The organism is Cobetia amphilecti (assembly GCF_020217465.1).
GTDB classification, from domain to species: Bacteria; Pseudomonadota; Gammaproteobacteria; order Pseudomonadales; family Halomonadaceae; genus Cobetia; species Cobetia amphilecti.
This window is the reverse complement of sequence record NZ_CP084115.1, coordinates 3,576,296-3,592,554: the sequence shown is the minus strand read 5'-3', so window position 1 is coordinate 3,592,554 and position 16,259 is coordinate 3,576,296. Positions and strand designations below refer to the sequence as shown.

Sequence of the window (16,259 nt, the reverse complement as noted above, 5' to 3'; positions counted from 1 at the left end):
GGTGGTTATGGAGCAGGCAACGGACAGGCAAGCCTCGGCGGCCGACTCGCCAATGGGGGAAGAGCAGCTCTGCCTGCGCGAGCTGAACGCCTGGTATGGCGAGTCCCATGTGCTGCATGGCGTCAACATGACGGTGCGGCGCGGCGAGCTGGTGACCTTGCTGGGTCGCAACGGGGCCGGTCGCAGCAGCACGCTGCGCGCGATCATGAACATGGTCGGCCGGCGCAGCGGCGACATCCTCATCAAGGGGCAGGACAGCATGGGGCTGGCGCCGCATCGCATCGCCCATCTCGGTGTCGGCTTCTGCCCCGAGGAGCGCGGCATCTTCGCCAGCCTGAGCGTCGAGGAGAATCTGCTGCTGCCACCGCTGGTCAAGAGCACAGGACATGACCAGGGCCGGAGCCAGGGCCAGGGCATGTCGCTGGATGAGCTCTATGCGCTGTTCCCCAATCTGCATGAGCGGCGCACCAGTCAGGGCACGCGCCTCTCCGGTGGCGAGCAGCAGATGCTGGCGTTGGCGCGCATCCTGCGCACCGGGGCGGATCTGCTGCTGCTGGATGAGATCACCGAGGGTCTGGCGCCGGTCATCAACCAGAAGCTGGCCGAAGTGCTGATGATGCTGAAGGCGCGCGGCATGACCATCGTGCTGGTGGAGCAGAACTTCCGCTTTGCCGCACCGCTGGCCGACCGTCATTACCTGATGGAGCACGGCACCATTCTGGAAGAGATCAGCGCGGCCGAATTGCCGGCCCGCCACGAATATCTGCACAAGGTACTGGGGGTCTGAGCTCCCGCTCGGGCTGAGCTGCACAGGGCTGGCCGCCATGCACTCGCCAATCTGAAGTCCGTACGTCTCATCACAACAATCACAATATTGCCGGGCAATCCGGTCTGGAGATGTCATGCACGCCACCGCTTCATGCAACGCCACTGCTACATCCAACGCCACTGCTACCTCCAACGCCACCCCTGTCGCGTCACCGTTGTCACGCCGCATCACGGCGGCCACACGCCGGCGCCTGTTGCCGCTGTCCGCGCTCATGATGGGGTCACTGCTGTCGGCGGGAATCGCGCAGGCCGATATCAGCGACGGCGTGATCAAGATCGGCTATCTGGCCGACATGTCGGGCACCTATCGTGACCTGGCCGGCCCGGGCGGTCTCGATGCGCTCAAGATGGCCGTCGAGGACTTCGGCGGCAGCGTCAACGGCATGCCGATCGAGGTATTGAGTGCCGATGACCGCAACAGCGCCGATGTCGGCGCCAATACGGTGCGCGGCTGGATCGATCAGCAGAATGTCGACATGGTCGCCGGACTGGTGGCCTCATCGGTGAGCATCGCGGTGACGCGGATTCTCGCCGAACAGGACACGCTGGGAATCGTTTCCGGCTCGGCGGCTTCCAGCATCACCAATGAGCATTGCACGCCCAATCATGTCCACTGGGTGTATGACACCTACCCGCTGGCGCATGGCACGGCCAAGGCGATCGTCGATGAAGGCGGCGATAGCTGGTTCCTGCTGACCGCGGACTACGCCTTCGGTCATGCCCTGGAAGGCGATGTGGAAAAGGTGGTGAACGAGAACGGCGGCACCATCGTCGGCAAGGTACGTCATCCGTTCCCGACCAGTGATTTCTCCTCCTACATCCTGCAAGCGCAGGGCTCCGGGGCCAAGATCGTCGGGCTGGCCAACGCCGGGTCGGACACCGTCAATGCGCTGACTACGGCGAGCCAGTTCGGCGTGGTGCAGGCCGGGCAGTCGCTGGCGGGGCTGTTGATCTTCCTCAATGACGTGCATGCCCTGGGGCTTGAGGTGGCGCAGGGGCTGCAGCTCACCACCGGCTGGTACTGGGACCTCAATGACGAGACACGTGCCTGGTCCCAGCGCTATCACGAGCGCAATGAGCGCAAGCCGACCATGGTGCAGGCCGGTATCTACTCCAGCACCCTGCATTACTTGAATGCGGTCGCGGCCACTGGCAGCGATGACACTGCCACCGTGCGCGCCAAGATGGGCGAGACGCCGGTCAACGACATGTTCGCCAACAACGGCACCATCCGTGCCGATGGGCGCATGGTGCACGACATGTATCTGGTCAAGGTCAAGGCGCCCTCCGACTCCCAAGGCGAGTGGGATGTCTATGACGTGATCCGCACCATTCCCGGCGCTGAAGCCTACCGACCGCTGGCGGACAGCCAGTGCGAGCTGGTCAAGGGCTGAAGCCGAACGTCAGTCGAGTCGCTGAGGCGTATGGCATGGCGCTGCCGGTCGGATGATCGGCAGCGCCGAGCGGCTGACGCGAATGGGTGCTGAAAAGGAATGTGCGGATGACCATGATTTTTGGAATACCCCTGATGGTGCTGTTCGGTCAGCTGATGCTGGGGCTGATCAACGGTGCCTTCTATGCATTGCTGAGCCTTGGGCTGGCGGTGATCTTCGGTCTGTTGCGCATCATCAACTTCGCGCATGGTGCCCAGTACATGCTGGGCGCCTTCGCGGCGCTGCTGGGAGCGCAATATCTGGGGCTCAACTACTGGGCGGCGCTGATCGTGGTGCCGCTGGTGGTGGGAGCATTGGGCATCGTGGTCGAGCGTCTACTTCTGCGGCGCATCCAGCATCTTGATCACCTCTATGGCCTGTTGCTGACCTTCGGGCTGGCGCTGATCTTCGAGGGCACGCTGGTGAATCTGTTCGGTGTCTCGGGGTCGAGCTATCCGATCCCCGAGGCGCTGAGTGGCGGCTTCAAGCTGAGCTTCATGTTCCTGCCCACCTACCGTGCCTGGGTGCTGGTGGCGGCATTGGTGGTCTGCTTCGGAGTCTGGTTCCTGATCGAGCGCACGCGCCTCGGTGCCTATCTGCGCGCGGGAACCGAGAATCCCGAGCTGGTGCAGGCCTTCGGCATCAATGTGCCCTTGATGGTGTCGCTGACCTACGGACTCGGTGTGGCGCTTGCCGCCTTCGCCGGCGTGCTGGCCGCGCCCTTGTATCCCGTCTCGCCGACCATGGGCTCGAGCCTGCTGATCGTGGTGTTCGCGGTGGTGGTCATCGGCGGGATGGGCTCGATTCTCGGCGCCATCCTCACCGGGCTCGCGATGGGGCTGATCGAGGGGCTGACCAAGGTGTTCTATCCCGAGGCCGCCAATACCGTGATCTTCGTCGTGATGGTGATGGTGTTGATGCTTCGCCCTGCCGGGCTGTTCGGAAAGGAGGCCTGACATGGCCGTACTGCAACAGGATCACCAGGCCGCGCGTGCAGGCAGCGCGCCGCGCAGAATCACCCCGCTGGGCGTGCTGTATCTCGTGCTGTTCCTGCTCGGGTTGCTGGCACCCTGGGTCGCCTATCCCGTCTTTCTGATGAAGATTCTGTGCTTTGCGCTGTTCGCCAGCGCCTTCAATCTGCTGCTCGGCTTCGTGGGGCTGCTGTCCTTCGGGCATGCCGCCTTCCTGGCCACGGGCGCCTATATCACCGGCTTCTTGCTCGCGGAATATCCGGGCCTGAGTCCGGCGCTGGGCATCGTGGCCGGTACGCTCGGCGCGGTAGTGCTGGGGACGCTGTTCGGGGCGCTGGCCATCCGGCGACAGGGCATCTACTTCGCGATGATCACGCTGGCCCTGGCCCAGATGATGTTCTTCTTCTTCATCCAGGCGCCGTTCACCCACGGAGAAGATGGCCTGCATGGCGTGCCGCGCGGTGAGCTGTTCGGCGTGTTCGATCTGGCGAACAACCACACCCTCTATTACTTCGTGTTCGCGATCTTCGTGGCGGCCTTTGCCCTGATCCGGCGCGTGGTGCATTCCCCCTTCGGTCAGGTGCTGAAGGCCATCCGCGAGAATGAACCGCGCGCCATCTCGCTGGGCTATCACACCGATGCTTACAAGCTGGTGGCCTTCGTGCTGTCGGCGGGGCTGGCGGGCCTGGCGGGAGCGACCAAGACGCTGGTGTTCCAGCTCGCCTCGCTGGGTGATGCCAGCTGGCACATGTCGGGGGAGGTGATCCTGATGACATTGCTGGGCGGCGTCGGCACGCTGCTCGGGCCACTGGTGGGCTCCGGGCTGGTCATCGGGCTGCAGCATCAGTTGGCGCAATCCGCGCTGGGGGATTGGGTCAGCGTGATTCTGGGCGCCATCTTCGTGGTCTGCGTGCTCAGCTTCCGCAGCGGCATCATCGGGGAATGTCAGCGCTGGATCGCGCGTCGTCAGCAGCGGGAAGATAAATGAGTGGCGAGGCGGCGAGAAGGAAAAGCGAGAAGCACGAAGGGAGATCAGCAAGACAGAGTGAGTGGCCTATCGTGCTCTGAAGCAAAGAAATCAATGACTTGCCGATGACTTCAGGCATAAAAAAAGTCCACCCCAAATAGGGTGGACTTAAATGCCATTGTATATCGAGGGGGATACGCCGGTCCCGGATCCTCGACTCAGCAATGAGCACGCCATGCGAGATAGCCGCCATTTGTCATCTCGCTGTATAGACTGCATGCCCGATGCCAGCTTTTTGGTATTCCCAATAAAAACAATGGCTTGAGGTATTGGTGCCTGTTTGTGGGCTGCCAGGTGGCGGTCAGATGACTCGAGGCGTGCGCGCTGTTGGGCGATTCATGGTGCGTTGCAGCATGGTTGTGCACCAAATGCGTGCCGTTTTTCGAGCATATCCGTACGTCATCAATAACTTATGTGGCTTGCGGGTGTGGATAGCGGGTGTGGCTAGCAGGCATCGTCTGTCCGCTGGCACTGTACCTGTACCTCGCCGCCAGCCAGACGCACAGGCCACACCGTCAATGCGAGTGTGTCGTCGTCGAGGCATTGGCCATCACTGAGTCGATAGCGCTGCTTGTAGAGTGGCGAGATCACCAGCGGCTCTCCGGCGTGATCGCCCAGTAGGCCACGGGCAATCACGTTGGCGCCTGACACCGGATCATTATGGTCGATGGCGAACAGCGTGAGGTCATCGCTGTCGACTGTGGCCGGCAGCGTGAACAGGGCGATCTGGCGGGCCTGGCCGTCCGCCTCAAGCCAGGCGGCCACGCCGGAGCCCGGCACCAGGTCCTCGCGCTGGCAGAGTGTCACCCAGCGTAGCGGCGACTGTGTCGCGGCAGAGGTGTCCTGTGTTGCAGAGGACGGGCTGGAGAGCGGAGTGGAAAATGTCGTGGCGAGTGCAGGCGATGTCATGAGCGTACCTCCGTGGCCAGGTGGGTCGTTGACTGAGGTTGATGTTCTGCCACTGCTTCGCGGGCGCCACCGTCGCTGGTGATCAGATTGCCACTGGCCAGTTCATCGCGGCTGGCGGGGCGAATCTGGTCACGCTCAACGATATTGACCACGTCAGGGTCCGGGCGCTGGTCATTCACATAGCTGCGGAAGCGCTTGAGCTTCTCGGGGCTCTTGAGCGCATTGGCCCATTCGCATTCGTAGCGGTCCACCACCTGCTGCATCTGCTCTTCGAGGGTCTCGCCGAGCCCCAGGCTGTCCTCGAGAATCACCTCTTTCAGATAGTCGAGGCCGCCCTCGAGGCCCTCGCGCCAGACGGAGGTGCGCTGCAGGCGGTCGGCGGTGCGGATGTAGAACATCAGGAAGCGGTCGATGGTGCGGATCAGACTCTCGTCATCCAGGTCGGTCGCGAACAGCTCGGCATGACGCGGGCGCATGCCGCCGTTGCCGCAGACGTAGAGGTTCCAGCCGTTCTCGGTGGCGATCACGCCGACATCCTTGCTCTGGGCCTCGGCGCATTCACGGGTACAGCCGGAGACGGCGAACTTGAGCTTGTGCGGTGAACGCAGGCCCTTGTAGCGGTCTTCCAGCGTCAGCGCCATCGCCATGCTGTCCTGTACGCCATAGCGACACCAGGTGCTGCCGATGCAGGATTTCACCGTGCGGGTGGACTTGCCGTAGGCGTGGCCGGTCTCGAAGCCGGCGGCGATCAGCTCGCTCCAGATGTCCGGCAGTTCATGCAGCTGGGCCCCGAAGAGGTCGATGCGCTGACCGCCGGTGATCTTGGTATAGAGGTTGTAACGCTTGCCGATCTCGCCGATGGCGATCAGCTTGTCCGGCGTGATCTCGCCGCCGGGGATGCGCGGCACTACGGAATAGGTGCCGTTCTTCTGCATGTTGGCCATGAAGGTGTCATTGGTGTCCTGCAGCGGAATGTGCGAGGACTCGGTGATCGGCGCGTTCCAGCACGAGGCCAGAATCGAGCCCACCGCCGGCTTGCAGATCTCGCAGCCCAGGGCGTCCGGATGGCGGCCGTGGCTGGCCATCAGCTCGGCGAAGGTCTCGATGCCTTCGACGCGCACCAGCGAGTAGAGCTCCTGGCGTGTGTGCGCGAAGTGCTCGCACAGTGAGCGATCGACCTCGACGCCACGACTTTCCAGCTCGGCATCCACCACCTTCTTGAGCAGCGCCGCACAGCCTCCGCAGCCGGTGCTGGCCTTGGTGCAGGCCTTGATGGCGCCCAGGTCACTGTTGCCGGCATCGATGGCGTTGCAGACATCGCCCTTGGAGACGTTGTGGCAGGAGCACAGCGTGGCGCTGTCGGGCAGGGCATCCGCGCCCAGCGTGATAGCTTCGCCACTGGCATCCGGCAGGATGAGTGTCGCCGGGTCCTTGGGTGCCGTGATGCCATTGGTGACGTACTGCAGCAGGGTGTCGTAGCGCGAGTTGTCGCCGATCAGTACCGCGCCCAGCACCTGCTTGCGGTCCTGCGAGACGATCAGGCGGCGATAGACACCGTAGGCCTCGTCACAGTAGCGATAGCTGATCGCGCCCTCGCTCTTGCCATGGGCGTCGCCGATGGAACCGACATCCACGCCCAGCAGCTTGAGCTTGGTGGACATGTCGGCACCCTGGAAGCGGAAGCTCTCCTGAGAGGCGCTTGCCGCATCGCCAGCGCTTGCGGCCAGCAGGGACGCCACGCCGCGGGCCATCTGATAGCCCGGCGCGACCAGCCCGAAGATGCGTGATTGCCACAGAGCGCACTCGCCGATGGCGAAGATTTCCGGGTCCGAGGTGCGGCATTCGTCATCGATGATGATGCCGCCACGCTCGCCGATCTCGAGGCTGGCGCTGCGTGCCAGCGCGTCCTGAGGACGGATGCCGGCGGAGAACACGATCAGGTCGGTCTCCAGATACTCGCCATCGGCGAAGTTCATCCGCCACTGATGTTGCTCGCCGGGCACGATCTCGGTGGTGGCGCGATTGAGGTGCACCCCCACGCCCAGCGCAGTGATGTGTTGCTTGAGCGCAAGGCCGCCATCCTCATCCAGCTGCACCGGCATCAGGCGTGGCGCGAATTCGACGACATGCGCTTCCAGGCCGAGTGACTTGAGGGCATTGGCGGCTTCCAGCCCCAGCAGGCCACCGCCGACCACCACGCCATGTGTCTTGCCATCGGCGGCAGCGCGAATCTGATCAAGATCCTCCAGGGTGCGGTAGACCAGACGATTGCTGGCGGCAGCCTCGCTTCCCGGCTCACCGAGGCCCTGGATGGGCGGCACGAAGGGGGTCGAGCCGGTCGCCAGCACCAGGCTGTCGTAGGGGTAGCGCCCGCGCGTGGTGATGACATGGCCGCCATCGCGGTCGATGGCGGTGACACACTCGTCGAGGTGCAGGGTGACGCCCGCCTTGCGGTAGTCGTCGGCGGTGCCGAGCGCGAGAGATTCGGCATCACGCCCGGTGAAATACTCCGAGAGATGCACGCGGTCGTAGGCGATGTGGCGTTCTTCGCCGAAGACATGAATCTGGTAGTGCGCGGTGGCGCCCAGTGCGATCAGCTGCTCGACGCAGTGATGGCCAACCATGCCATTGCCGATGATGATCAGGTGTTTCATGCGGCCTCCTCGAAGGTGTCAGGGGTGTTGTCGGTCTTGTCTGTGGTGTCGCGATCACGATGCTGGTCTGTCATGTCTTGAGTGCCCGGCTTGCCGCTGGGGTCATCGGGCGCCGTCGGCGGGCCGTCCTGGGTCAGTCCTGCGAGGGCTTCCGCCGGCATCAGCAGGAGGTCTTCGCGAATCCTGGTCAGTGGCGTGCCGGCCTTGAGCGCTTCGAACAGGGCGTTGCCGGCACTGACGTCGCCGTAGAGCACCACGCCGACCAGGCGCTCCTCGCGCAGCAGCAGTCGGCGGTAGTCGCCCAGGGCGTGGTCCTGATAGACCAGCACCTCGTCATTCGGCTGGGGGGCAAGCTCGCCGCAGCTGTAGAGGTCGATGCCGCTGACCTTGAGGCGCGTCGCCAGTGGCGCATTGCGATAGGGCGGGGTCGGTTGCGCGAGAAGCTGGCGGGCGAGCGCTTCGATCTGCGCCCAGATGGGCTCGATCAGGCCGAAGGTCTCGCCATCCACCTCACAGCATTCGCCCAACGCGTGAATGTGCGGATCACTCGTGAGCAGATGGCCATCGACCTGGATGGCGCGCTGACAGGCCAGCCCCGCAGCACGCGCAAGCTCGATTTCGGGGCGGATGCCGGTGGCGGCGATAGTCAGTCCGGCGTGCAGTTCGCGGCCATCCTCAAGGCGTACGCCGCTGATGCGGCCCGCCGGGGACTCGAGCCACTCTTCGAGGTGCGCGCCAGTGATGATGTCGAGGCCACGCCCGCGAAGTTCCCGCTCCAGAAGTTCGGCCGCGACCTCATCCAGCTGACGGTTCATCAGACGCTCGCTGCGCTGCAGTAGCGTCACCTCAAGACCACCCTTGCGCAGGCCCTCGGCGGCCTCGAGCCCGAGCAGCCCGCCGCCGATGACCAGTGCGCCGGCGCCCTCATGCCGTCCAGCAAGACAGGCGGCCTGCATCTGCTCGACATCCTTCAGGTCGCGAAAGCCCATCAGTCCCGGCGGCCAGTCATTGGCGGACGATGCCTCTGGCAGATGAGCGGGCAGATGAGCGGGCAGAGGCAGGGGCAGCGCCGGACGTGAGCCGGTCGCGATCACCAGCCGCTGATAGGGGATGCGGCCGCCGCTGGCGGTCTCGACACAGCGGGCGGCGCGATCGATCTGGCTGACGGGGTCGCCGCTGATTCGTGTGATGCCGTGCCGCGAGAACCAGTCGGCCTGCTGGCTGATCAGGCCTTCGGTTCGTGTCTCGCCGGCCAATAGCGGCGAGAGCTGAATGCGGTTGTAGGGGAGGTGGGGCTCCTCGCCGATCACCGTGACCGGCCAGGGCAGCTGCTGATCAGGGCTCAGCGAGACCAGCTGCTCCAACAGCTTCTGCGCCGCCATGCCGTGGCCGATGATGACCAGTGCTGGCGTAGGCTCGCGGGTGGTAGATGACGGATGCATTCTGCCTCCTTGCGCTGACGTTCTGGACGCATAAAAAAAGCGCCTGCTTGCCGCCGTGATGTTCACGACGTCAAGCAGGCGCCTTTGCCTGGAAGATAAGGGCTAAGCATTGGATAGCGAGTTGCAGTGTCAGGTGACGATGTCGCTGTCACCCGCAACTGCGGCAGGTCTGGCGGACCGTTGGCTGCTGCATGTCACTCATCGGAGCGATGCGCTGCGAGACCTGCGATTCGGGGTCGTCATTGACCCAACCTGCCGATACTCAGGCGAATTCGGTGCCGCTTCAGAGAAAGTCGCTATTTTTCATTCACTTGCGGTTGAAGAGGCTCGAGGAGCTGTCCTGCCATGGCAGAGTCGGTCGCGGTTGTGGGGGGCATCAAGGCAGGGATTGGTGCAGTCGCATGCGCTGATGCACATGGCTGGTGCGTCAGCGATGCCTGGCGCTGGCCGTCTGGCGCTGTTCGCCTCCTGCTTCGGTAGCTCATGACGGCCAAGCGATTGTTATTTCTGATGATTGGTCAGGGTTGGTCTGTTAAGTGCGTCTGTCAGGTCATTGGTGTGATACCTGATTGAGGGTTCGCGACTCGGCAAGCTTCACTATTGCGAGACTCGCGAACCGGCCAACGGCGGCTCTTCAATCATGCACGCCATGTCGACGTCTCGAAGACGAGATTGCGCACCCATCGGCATGACGAGACCGTATCCATCATCAGTTTCCATTGTCAGTCTGCAGGGCAGACTAGGACTGACAACGACAGGCAAAGGCGCCTGATGACCGCACATTACGTGGCGGGTCATCAGGCGCCTTTTTTCATGCTTACTGCACCAGGGAGTGATGTCGATGCAGGCCAGCAAGCCCCAGAGCAAAAGTGAGTCTTCCCCCTGCAGCGCCTCGACGACCTGCCCGTATTGCGGTGTCGGGTGTGGCGTATCGCTTGAGCTGGAAACCCAGGTGCAGGAGGGCGGTGAGCTCAAGCGCAGCATCACCGCCGTCAGCGGCGACAACGACCATCCGGCCAATTACGGGCGTCTGTGCGTCAAGGGGTCTGCGCTTGCCGAGACGCTGTCATCCAGCGGCCGCCTGACGCAGCCTCAGATACGCGACGCCGCAGGCGTGCTGCGAGAGGTGAGCTGGGATACGGCGCTGGACCTGATCGCCGCTCGCTTCGGTGAGCTGCGCAGCACCCATGGTGGGGACAGCATCGCCGCCTATCTGTCGGGGCAGCTGTTGACCGAGGACTATTACCTCGCCAACAAGCTGTTCAAGGGCTTCATCGGTACGCCGCACCTGGATACCAATTCGCGGCTGTGCATGGCCTCGGCGGTCGTGGCGCACAAGCGTGCCTTCGGGGCAGACGCCGTGCCTTGCAGCTACGAGGATCTCGAGCGTGCCGAGCTGGTGGTGTTGGTCGGCAGCAATCTTGCCTGGAATCACCCGGTGCTGTTCCAGCGCCTCAAGCAGGCGCGTATCGACAATCCGCTGCTGCGTATCGTGGTGATCGACCCGCGCCTGACCGACAGCTGCGAGATCGCGGACCTGTATCTGGGCATTCGCCCCGGCAGCGATGCGCGCCTCTTCAATGGCTTGCTGGCCTATATGGCCGAGCGCGGACGCACCGATCGCCTCTATCTGGAGGCCCACACTCAGGGTTTCGATGCGGCGCTCAAGCAGGCGAAGCGTGACGACTGCTCGCTTTCCGCAATTGCGCGGGATTGCGATATCGATGTGGAGCGTCTCGAGACCTTCTATTACTGGTTCGCCACCCAGCTGCACGTGGTCACGCTGTTCTCCCAGGGCGTGAATCAATCGACCAGTGGCACCGACAAGGGCAATGCGATCATCAATTGCCATCTGGCAGGCGGCAAGATCGGGCTGCCGGGGGCGGGGCCGTTCTCCATCACAGGCCAGCCCAATGCGATGGGCGGCCGCGAAGTCGGTGGCCTGGCGAACCAGCTGGCGGCACATATGGATTACGACACGCCGGGTGCGCGGGCGCTGGTCAGCGAGTTCTGGCAGGCCCCGAACCTGCCCGAGGGGCCTGGTCACAAGGCGGTCGAGCTGTTCGCGGCGCTGGGGCGTGGCGAGATCAAGGCGCTGTGGATCATGGCGACCAACCCGGCGGTGAGCCTGCCGGATAGCGCACGAGTGCGTGCGGCGCTGGCGGCCTGCCCGCTGGTGATCGTTTCCGAGTGCATGGCCGACAGCGACACCCTCGCTTACGCCGATGTGGTGCTGCCGGCCAGCAGCTGGAGCGAGAAGGATGGCACCGTCACCAACTCCGAGCGCTGCATCTCGCGTCAGCGTGGCCTGCTGACTCCGCCGGGTGAGGCGCGTCACGACTGGTGGCAGCTGGCGGAGGTCGGCAAGCGCATGGGCTTTCAGGAGGCTTTCGACTACTCGGGGCCCCACGCGGTCTTCCGTGAGCACGCCCGCCTCTCGGGGTTTCGCAATTCTGCGCCGCGTCTCAAGGCCGGTCGCAAGCCATTGGCGACCTCCTCGGTCAAGCGGCTGTTCAACATCGCGCCGCTGGCGGAGCTGGATCGCGCGGGTTACGACGCGCTCAAGCCGATCCAGTGGCCGGTACGCCGCGGGGACAAGGGCGAGCTGATCGGCACGCCGCGCCTGTTCGAGGATGCCACCTTCAATACCCCCAATGGGCGCGCCCGCCTGGTGCCCGTGGTACCGCAATTGCCGCAACAGGCGCTGAGCGATGCGGCGCCGCTGCGCCTCAATACCGGGCGTATCCGTGATCAGTGGCACACCATGACGCGCACCGCGCGCAGTGCTCGCCTGATGAATCACCGGGCCGAGCCTTTCGTGGAGCTTCATCCGCAGGATGCGGCGGCTCGCGATTTGCAGGATGGCGGTCTCGCGCAGCTCAAGGGGCGTGAGGGGCAGGGCGGGCTGCGTGGAGATTATCGGGCTCGCGTCCGCATCAGCAGTGGTCAGCGTCGCGGGGAGGTATTCATTCCGATGCACTGGAGCGACCACTTCGCGAGTCACGCTCGGGCCGGTGCGCTGCTGGCGGGTCTCGTCGATCCCTTCTCCGGTCAGCCGGAATCCAAGCATGGCGCGGTCGAGGTCGTGCCATTGCCATGCGAGTGGCAGGCCACTCTGTTGATTGCCCCCTCCATCCTGGCCGGGCGTGAGGATCTGGCGGATGCCGTGGCCCAGCTCGATGGACGCTACTGGGCGCGTATTCCGCAATCGGCATTGGTGCGCTACCAGCTGGCAGGCCAGGGTCAGCCGGATTGGCAGCATTGGTGCGAAAGCCATCTGGGTGTCCCGGCGGGGCTCTGGGCACAGGACGCCGCCCAGGGCGGCATCAGCGCAGCGGGCTTTCGTGATGGGCGCCTTGTCTGGTGGCTGAAGGTGATGCCGGGTGACGCACACCTCGATCGCCAACCCAATATCGCCTGGCTGGGCGAGTGCTTCGCATCAGAGCAGCTCTCCGCGCATGAGCGCCGCAGCCTGCTGGCCGGGCGTCTCTCCGGGCAGGCGGATGTCGGGGCGATGGTCTGCGCCTGTCATCAGGTCGGCGAGCTGACCATTCGCCAGGCCATCCAGTCCGGTGACGGTTCCGTGGAAGCCCTGGGCGCGCGACTGGCCTGCGGCACTCGCTGTGGTTCCTGCCTGCCTGAACTCAAACGTCTTGTGGAAGAGGAGCGATCCGATGAGCGGACTGATTCGTTGGAAATGGCGTGACCTGATGTCGGTATCCAGCAGTGCAGAGTCTCTCGGGATTCTCATGGCACGGCTGACCGACGGCCTGATGTCGCGGCGCGAGTGGCGTGGCGAGAATCGGCATGCGCCAGCGCGCAGCGATGCCAACGGGATTTCTCCCGCCTGGGAGGCGTTTCTTCCAGGCCAGGTCGCGCTGGTAGGCGCGGGGCCGGGGGATCCGGACCTGATGACGCTCAAGGCTTGGCGAATGCTGAATGCCGCGGATGCGGTGGTATATGACCGACTGGTCGGCGATGAGATTCTCGCTCAGCTACCGGTTCACTGTGAGCGCTATTACGTCGGCAAGGCCTGCGGCAATCATAGTGTGCCGCAGGATGAGATCGGCGCGCTGATGGTGCGCCTGGCGGGGGAGGGCATGCGAGTCGTGCGCCTCAAGGGCGGTGACCCCGGTGTCTTCGGTCGCATGGGGGAAGAGCTCGCGGCCCTCGATGATGCCGCCATCACGCGTCATATCGTGCCTGGCATCACCGCGGCCTCCGGTGCGGCCGCTGCCCTGGGAATGCCATTGACGGACAGGGCGCATGCACAGCGTCTGCGTTTCGTGACCGCTCAGCTCTGCAGCAAGAGCGAGCAGCCTGAATGGCAGCAGCTGGCGCGTCGCGATGAAACGCTCCTCTTCTATATGGGGCTCAATCGTCTCGAGGTGATCTGTGATGAGTTGCAGCGTCATGGGCTGCCGGCGGACTGGCCGATGATGCTGGTCGCCAATGCCAGTCTTTCCGAGCAGCAGACTCTTCATGGCTCGCTCGGCAATATGGTGAGTCGTCTGGCCGAGCATCCATTGCCGACACCGTGCCTGATCATCGTGGGTAGTGTCTGCCAGATGGCGGCGGGGCGAGAAAGTGCATTGGCCGATGCCGTCGCGCATGCAGCGGCTCACATGTCTTGCAGGGAAGCTTTTGAAGAAGCTTGTTGAGGGGGAGAATGGAAGGTGCGCTTGATGGGGCGGCGCTGGAAGCGCCGGTAGAAAACTGACTATATAGAGGGCTCTCCATGTGGTGCCCTTCGAGTTGTCGCTCTGATGGTACTAGAGAAACGCATGGGCCCGCTTTGCACTGTTTTGGACATTGCTGCCAAAAAGCCCTTGCTCTCGCGCCGATTCCTGCGTAAAGTACGCATCCGCTGCCGGGGACGCATGGCGTTACCAGCGGTGAAAGAGGTTTGCAGGTGATTGTTTTGCTTAATGTTTTTGAAGCTCGCTTCGAAATCATCGATTGACAATCCCGGGCGATTCGCTAGAATACGCCGCACTCCTTACGGAACAGGTGATCGAGCAACGCTCCTCACCGCTTGATGATGCTTAGAGGCAGTCGACTGACTCATCATCAAGTGCTTGACTTCTCAAGCGTTCCAAGTAGAATATGCCTCCTCGCTTAACAGCGACGCTCTTTAAAAATTTGATCAGGTAATTCGTGTGAGCGCTTGCCGATGAGTGGTGACAAGGTCACCAAATATCGGAGCAAGCCTCTCACGAGAAGTTTGACTCTGAACCAAGTTTGGTCTGCTTAACAGACTATCAAGCTTTCAACTGAAGAGTTTGATCATGGCTCAGATTGAACGCTGGCGGCAGGCTTAACACATGCAAGTCGAGCGGAAACGATCCTAGCTTGCTAGGAGGCGTCGAGCGGCGGACGGGTGAGTAATGCATGGGAATCTGCCCGATAGTGGGGGACAACCTGGGGAAACTCAGGCTAATACCGCATACGTCCTACGGGAGAAAGCAGGGGATCTTCGGACCTTGCGCTATCGGATGAGCCCATGTCGGATTAGCTTGTTGGTGAGGTAATGGCTCACCAAGGCGACGATCCGTAGCTGGTCTGAGAGGATGATCAGCCACACTGGGACTGAGACACGGCCCAGACTCCTACGGGAGGCAGCAGTGGGGAATATTGGACAATGGGCGAAAGCCTGATCCAGCCATGCCGCGTGTGTGAAGAAGGCCTTCGGGTTGTAAAGCACTTTCAGCGAGGAAGAACGCCTTGGGATTAATACTCCCGAGGAAAGACATCACTCGCAGAAGAAGCACCGGCTAACTCCGTGCCAGCAGCCGCGGTAATACGGAGGGTGCAAGCGTTAATCGGAATTACTGGGCGTAAAGCGCGCGTAGGTGGCTAAGTCAGCCAGGTGTGAAAGCCCCGGGCTCAACCTGGGAACGGCATCTGGAACTGCTTGGCTAGAGTGCAGGAGAGGAAGGTAGAATTCCCGGTGTAGCGGTGAAATGCGTAGAGATCGGGAGGAATACCAGTGGCGAAGGCGGCCTTCTGGACTGACACTGACACTGAGGTGCGAAAGCGTGGGTAGCAAACAGGATTAGATACCCTGGTAGTCCACGCCGTAAACGATGTCAACTAGCCGTTGGGTCCCTTGAGGACTTAGTGGCGCAGCTAACGCAATAAGTTGACCGCCTGGGGAGTACGGCCGCAAGGTTAAAACTCAAATGAATTGACGGGGGCCCGCACAAGCGGTGGAGCATGTGGTTTAATTCGATGCAACGCGAAGAACCTTACCTACCCTTGACATCCAGAGGACTTTCCAGAGATGGATTGGTGCCTTCGGGAACTCTGAGACAGGTGCTGCATGGCTGTCGTCAGCTCGTGTTGTGAAATGTTGGGTTAAGTCCCGTAACGAGCGCAACCCCTATCCTTATTTGCCAGCGAGTAATGTCGGGAACTCTAAGGAGACTGCCGGTGACAAACCGGAGGAAGGTGGGGACGACGTCAAGTCATCATGGCCCTTACGGGTAGGGCTACACACGTGCTACAATGGCAAGTACAAAGGGTTGCAATACTGCGAAGTGGAGCCAATCCCATAAAGCTTGCCTCAGTCCGGATTGGAGTCTGCAACTCGACTCCATGAAGTCGGAATCGCTAGTAATCGTGGATCAGAATGCCACGGTGAATACGTTCCCGGGCCTTGTACACACCGCCCGTCACACCATGGGAGTGGACTGCACCAGAAGTGGTTAGCCTAACCTTCGGGAGGGCGATCACCACGGTGTGGTTCATGACTGGGGTGAAGTCGTAACAAGGTAGCCCTAGGGGAACCTGGGGCTGGATCACCTCCTTATCGACACTGTCTACTGCTCGCGGCAAGTGCTCACAACGAATTACCTGATCTTATTGCTGGCTTAGCCGGCAGTGGCAAGCGTGCTCATCACAGAGCGCGCTTCTCACTGTTCTCTGAACAGCCGCTCTTTAACAATGTGAATCATGCTGACGATAGATGTGTGCGCCAAGCGCATGTCTATCAA

Annotated in this window: 9 protein-coding genes and 1 rRNA gene; 7 read left to right on the top strand and 3 right to left on the bottom strand. The window is 62.5% G+C overall.

Features of this window, described 5'->3' with window-relative positions:
* The first annotated feature begins 7 nt into the window (after nt 1-7).
* The 4 genes from LCW13_RS14960 to LCW13_RS14945 all read left to right on the top strand — a co-directional run bounded on the left by LCW13_RS14960 (nt 8) and on the right by LCW13_RS14945 (nt 4,220).
* Nucleotides 8-787, top strand: a complete 780-nt coding sequence (locus LCW13_RS14960; RefSeq protein ID WP_455580291.1) for an ABC transporter ATP-binding protein — start codon at nt 8-10, stop codon at nt 785-787.
* A 253-nt stretch (nt 788-1,040) separates the two neighbouring features.
* Nucleotides 1,041-2,222, top strand: coding sequence for an ABC transporter substrate-binding protein (locus LCW13_RS14955; protein WP_225348176.1), 1,182 nt, complete (start codon nt 1,041-1,043; stop codon nt 2,220-2,222).
* Nucleotides 2,223-2,329: 107 nt separating this feature from the next.
* Nucleotides 2,330-3,217 carry a branched-chain amino acid ABC transporter permease gene (locus LCW13_RS14950; RefSeq protein WP_225347307.1) on the top strand — a complete coding sequence of 296 codons (888 nt, stop codon included), beginning with the start codon at nt 2,330-2,332 and terminating at the stop codon, nt 3,215-3,217.
* A gap of 1 nt (nt 3,218) precedes the next feature.
* Nucleotides 3,219-4,220 (top strand): branched-chain amino acid ABC transporter permease, encoded by a 1,002-nt coding sequence (locus tag LCW13_RS14945; protein WP_225347306.1) that lies wholly within the window; start codon nt 3,219-3,221, stop codon nt 4,218-4,220.
* Nucleotides 4,221-4,703: 483 nt separating this feature from the next.
* Here the strand turns inward: LCW13_RS14945 and nirD are convergent, their stop codons facing one another.
* The 3 genes from nirD to LCW13_RS14930 are packed head-to-tail and all read right to left on the bottom strand — an operon-like array spanning nt 4,704 to nt 9,264.
* Nucleotides 4,704-5,168: a nitrite reductase small subunit NirD gene (gene nirD / locus LCW13_RS14940; RefSeq protein ID WP_225347305.1), complete on the bottom strand. Its 465-nt coding sequence runs from the start codon at nt 5,166-5,168 to the stop codon at nt 4,704-4,706.
* Nucleotides 5,165-7,822 carry a nitrite reductase large subunit NirB gene (gene nirB, locus LCW13_RS14935; RefSeq protein ID WP_318527665.1) on the bottom strand — a complete coding sequence of 886 codons (2,658 nt, stop codon included), beginning with the start codon at nt 7,820-7,822 and terminating at the stop codon, nt 5,165-5,167. The genes nirD and nirB overlap by 4 nt, the downstream gene beginning before the upstream one ends.
* Nucleotides 7,819-9,264: an NAD(P)/FAD-dependent oxidoreductase gene (locus LCW13_RS14930; protein WP_225347304.1), complete on the bottom strand. Its 1,446-nt coding sequence runs from the start codon at nt 9,262-9,264 to the stop codon at nt 7,819-7,821. Before LCW13_RS14930 ends, nirB begins: the two co-directional genes overlap by 4 nt.
* Before the next feature lie 841 nt (nt 9,265-10,105).
* Between LCW13_RS14930 and LCW13_RS14925 the strand changes: the two genes are divergently transcribed.
* The 3 genes from LCW13_RS14925 to LCW13_RS14915 all read left to right on the top strand — a co-directional run bounded on the left by LCW13_RS14925 (nt 10,106) and on the right by LCW13_RS14915 (nt 16,075).
* Entirely contained in the window at nt 10,106-12,970 is a 2,865-nt protein-coding gene (locus LCW13_RS14925) for a molybdopterin-dependent oxidoreductase (protein WP_225347303.1), read from the top strand.
* Complete coding sequence (cobA, locus tag LCW13_RS14920; protein ID WP_225347302.1) at nt 12,939-13,925, top strand: uroporphyrinogen-III C-methyltransferase; 987 nt, start codon at nt 12,939-12,941, stop codon at nt 13,923-13,925. The genes LCW13_RS14925 and cobA overlap by 32 nt, the downstream gene beginning before the upstream one ends.
* Nucleotides 13,926-14,534: 609 nt before the next feature.
* A 16S ribosomal RNA gene (locus LCW13_RS14915) occupies nt 14,535-16,075 on the top strand.
* The last annotated feature ends 184 nt before the right edge of the window (nt 16,076-16,259 follow it).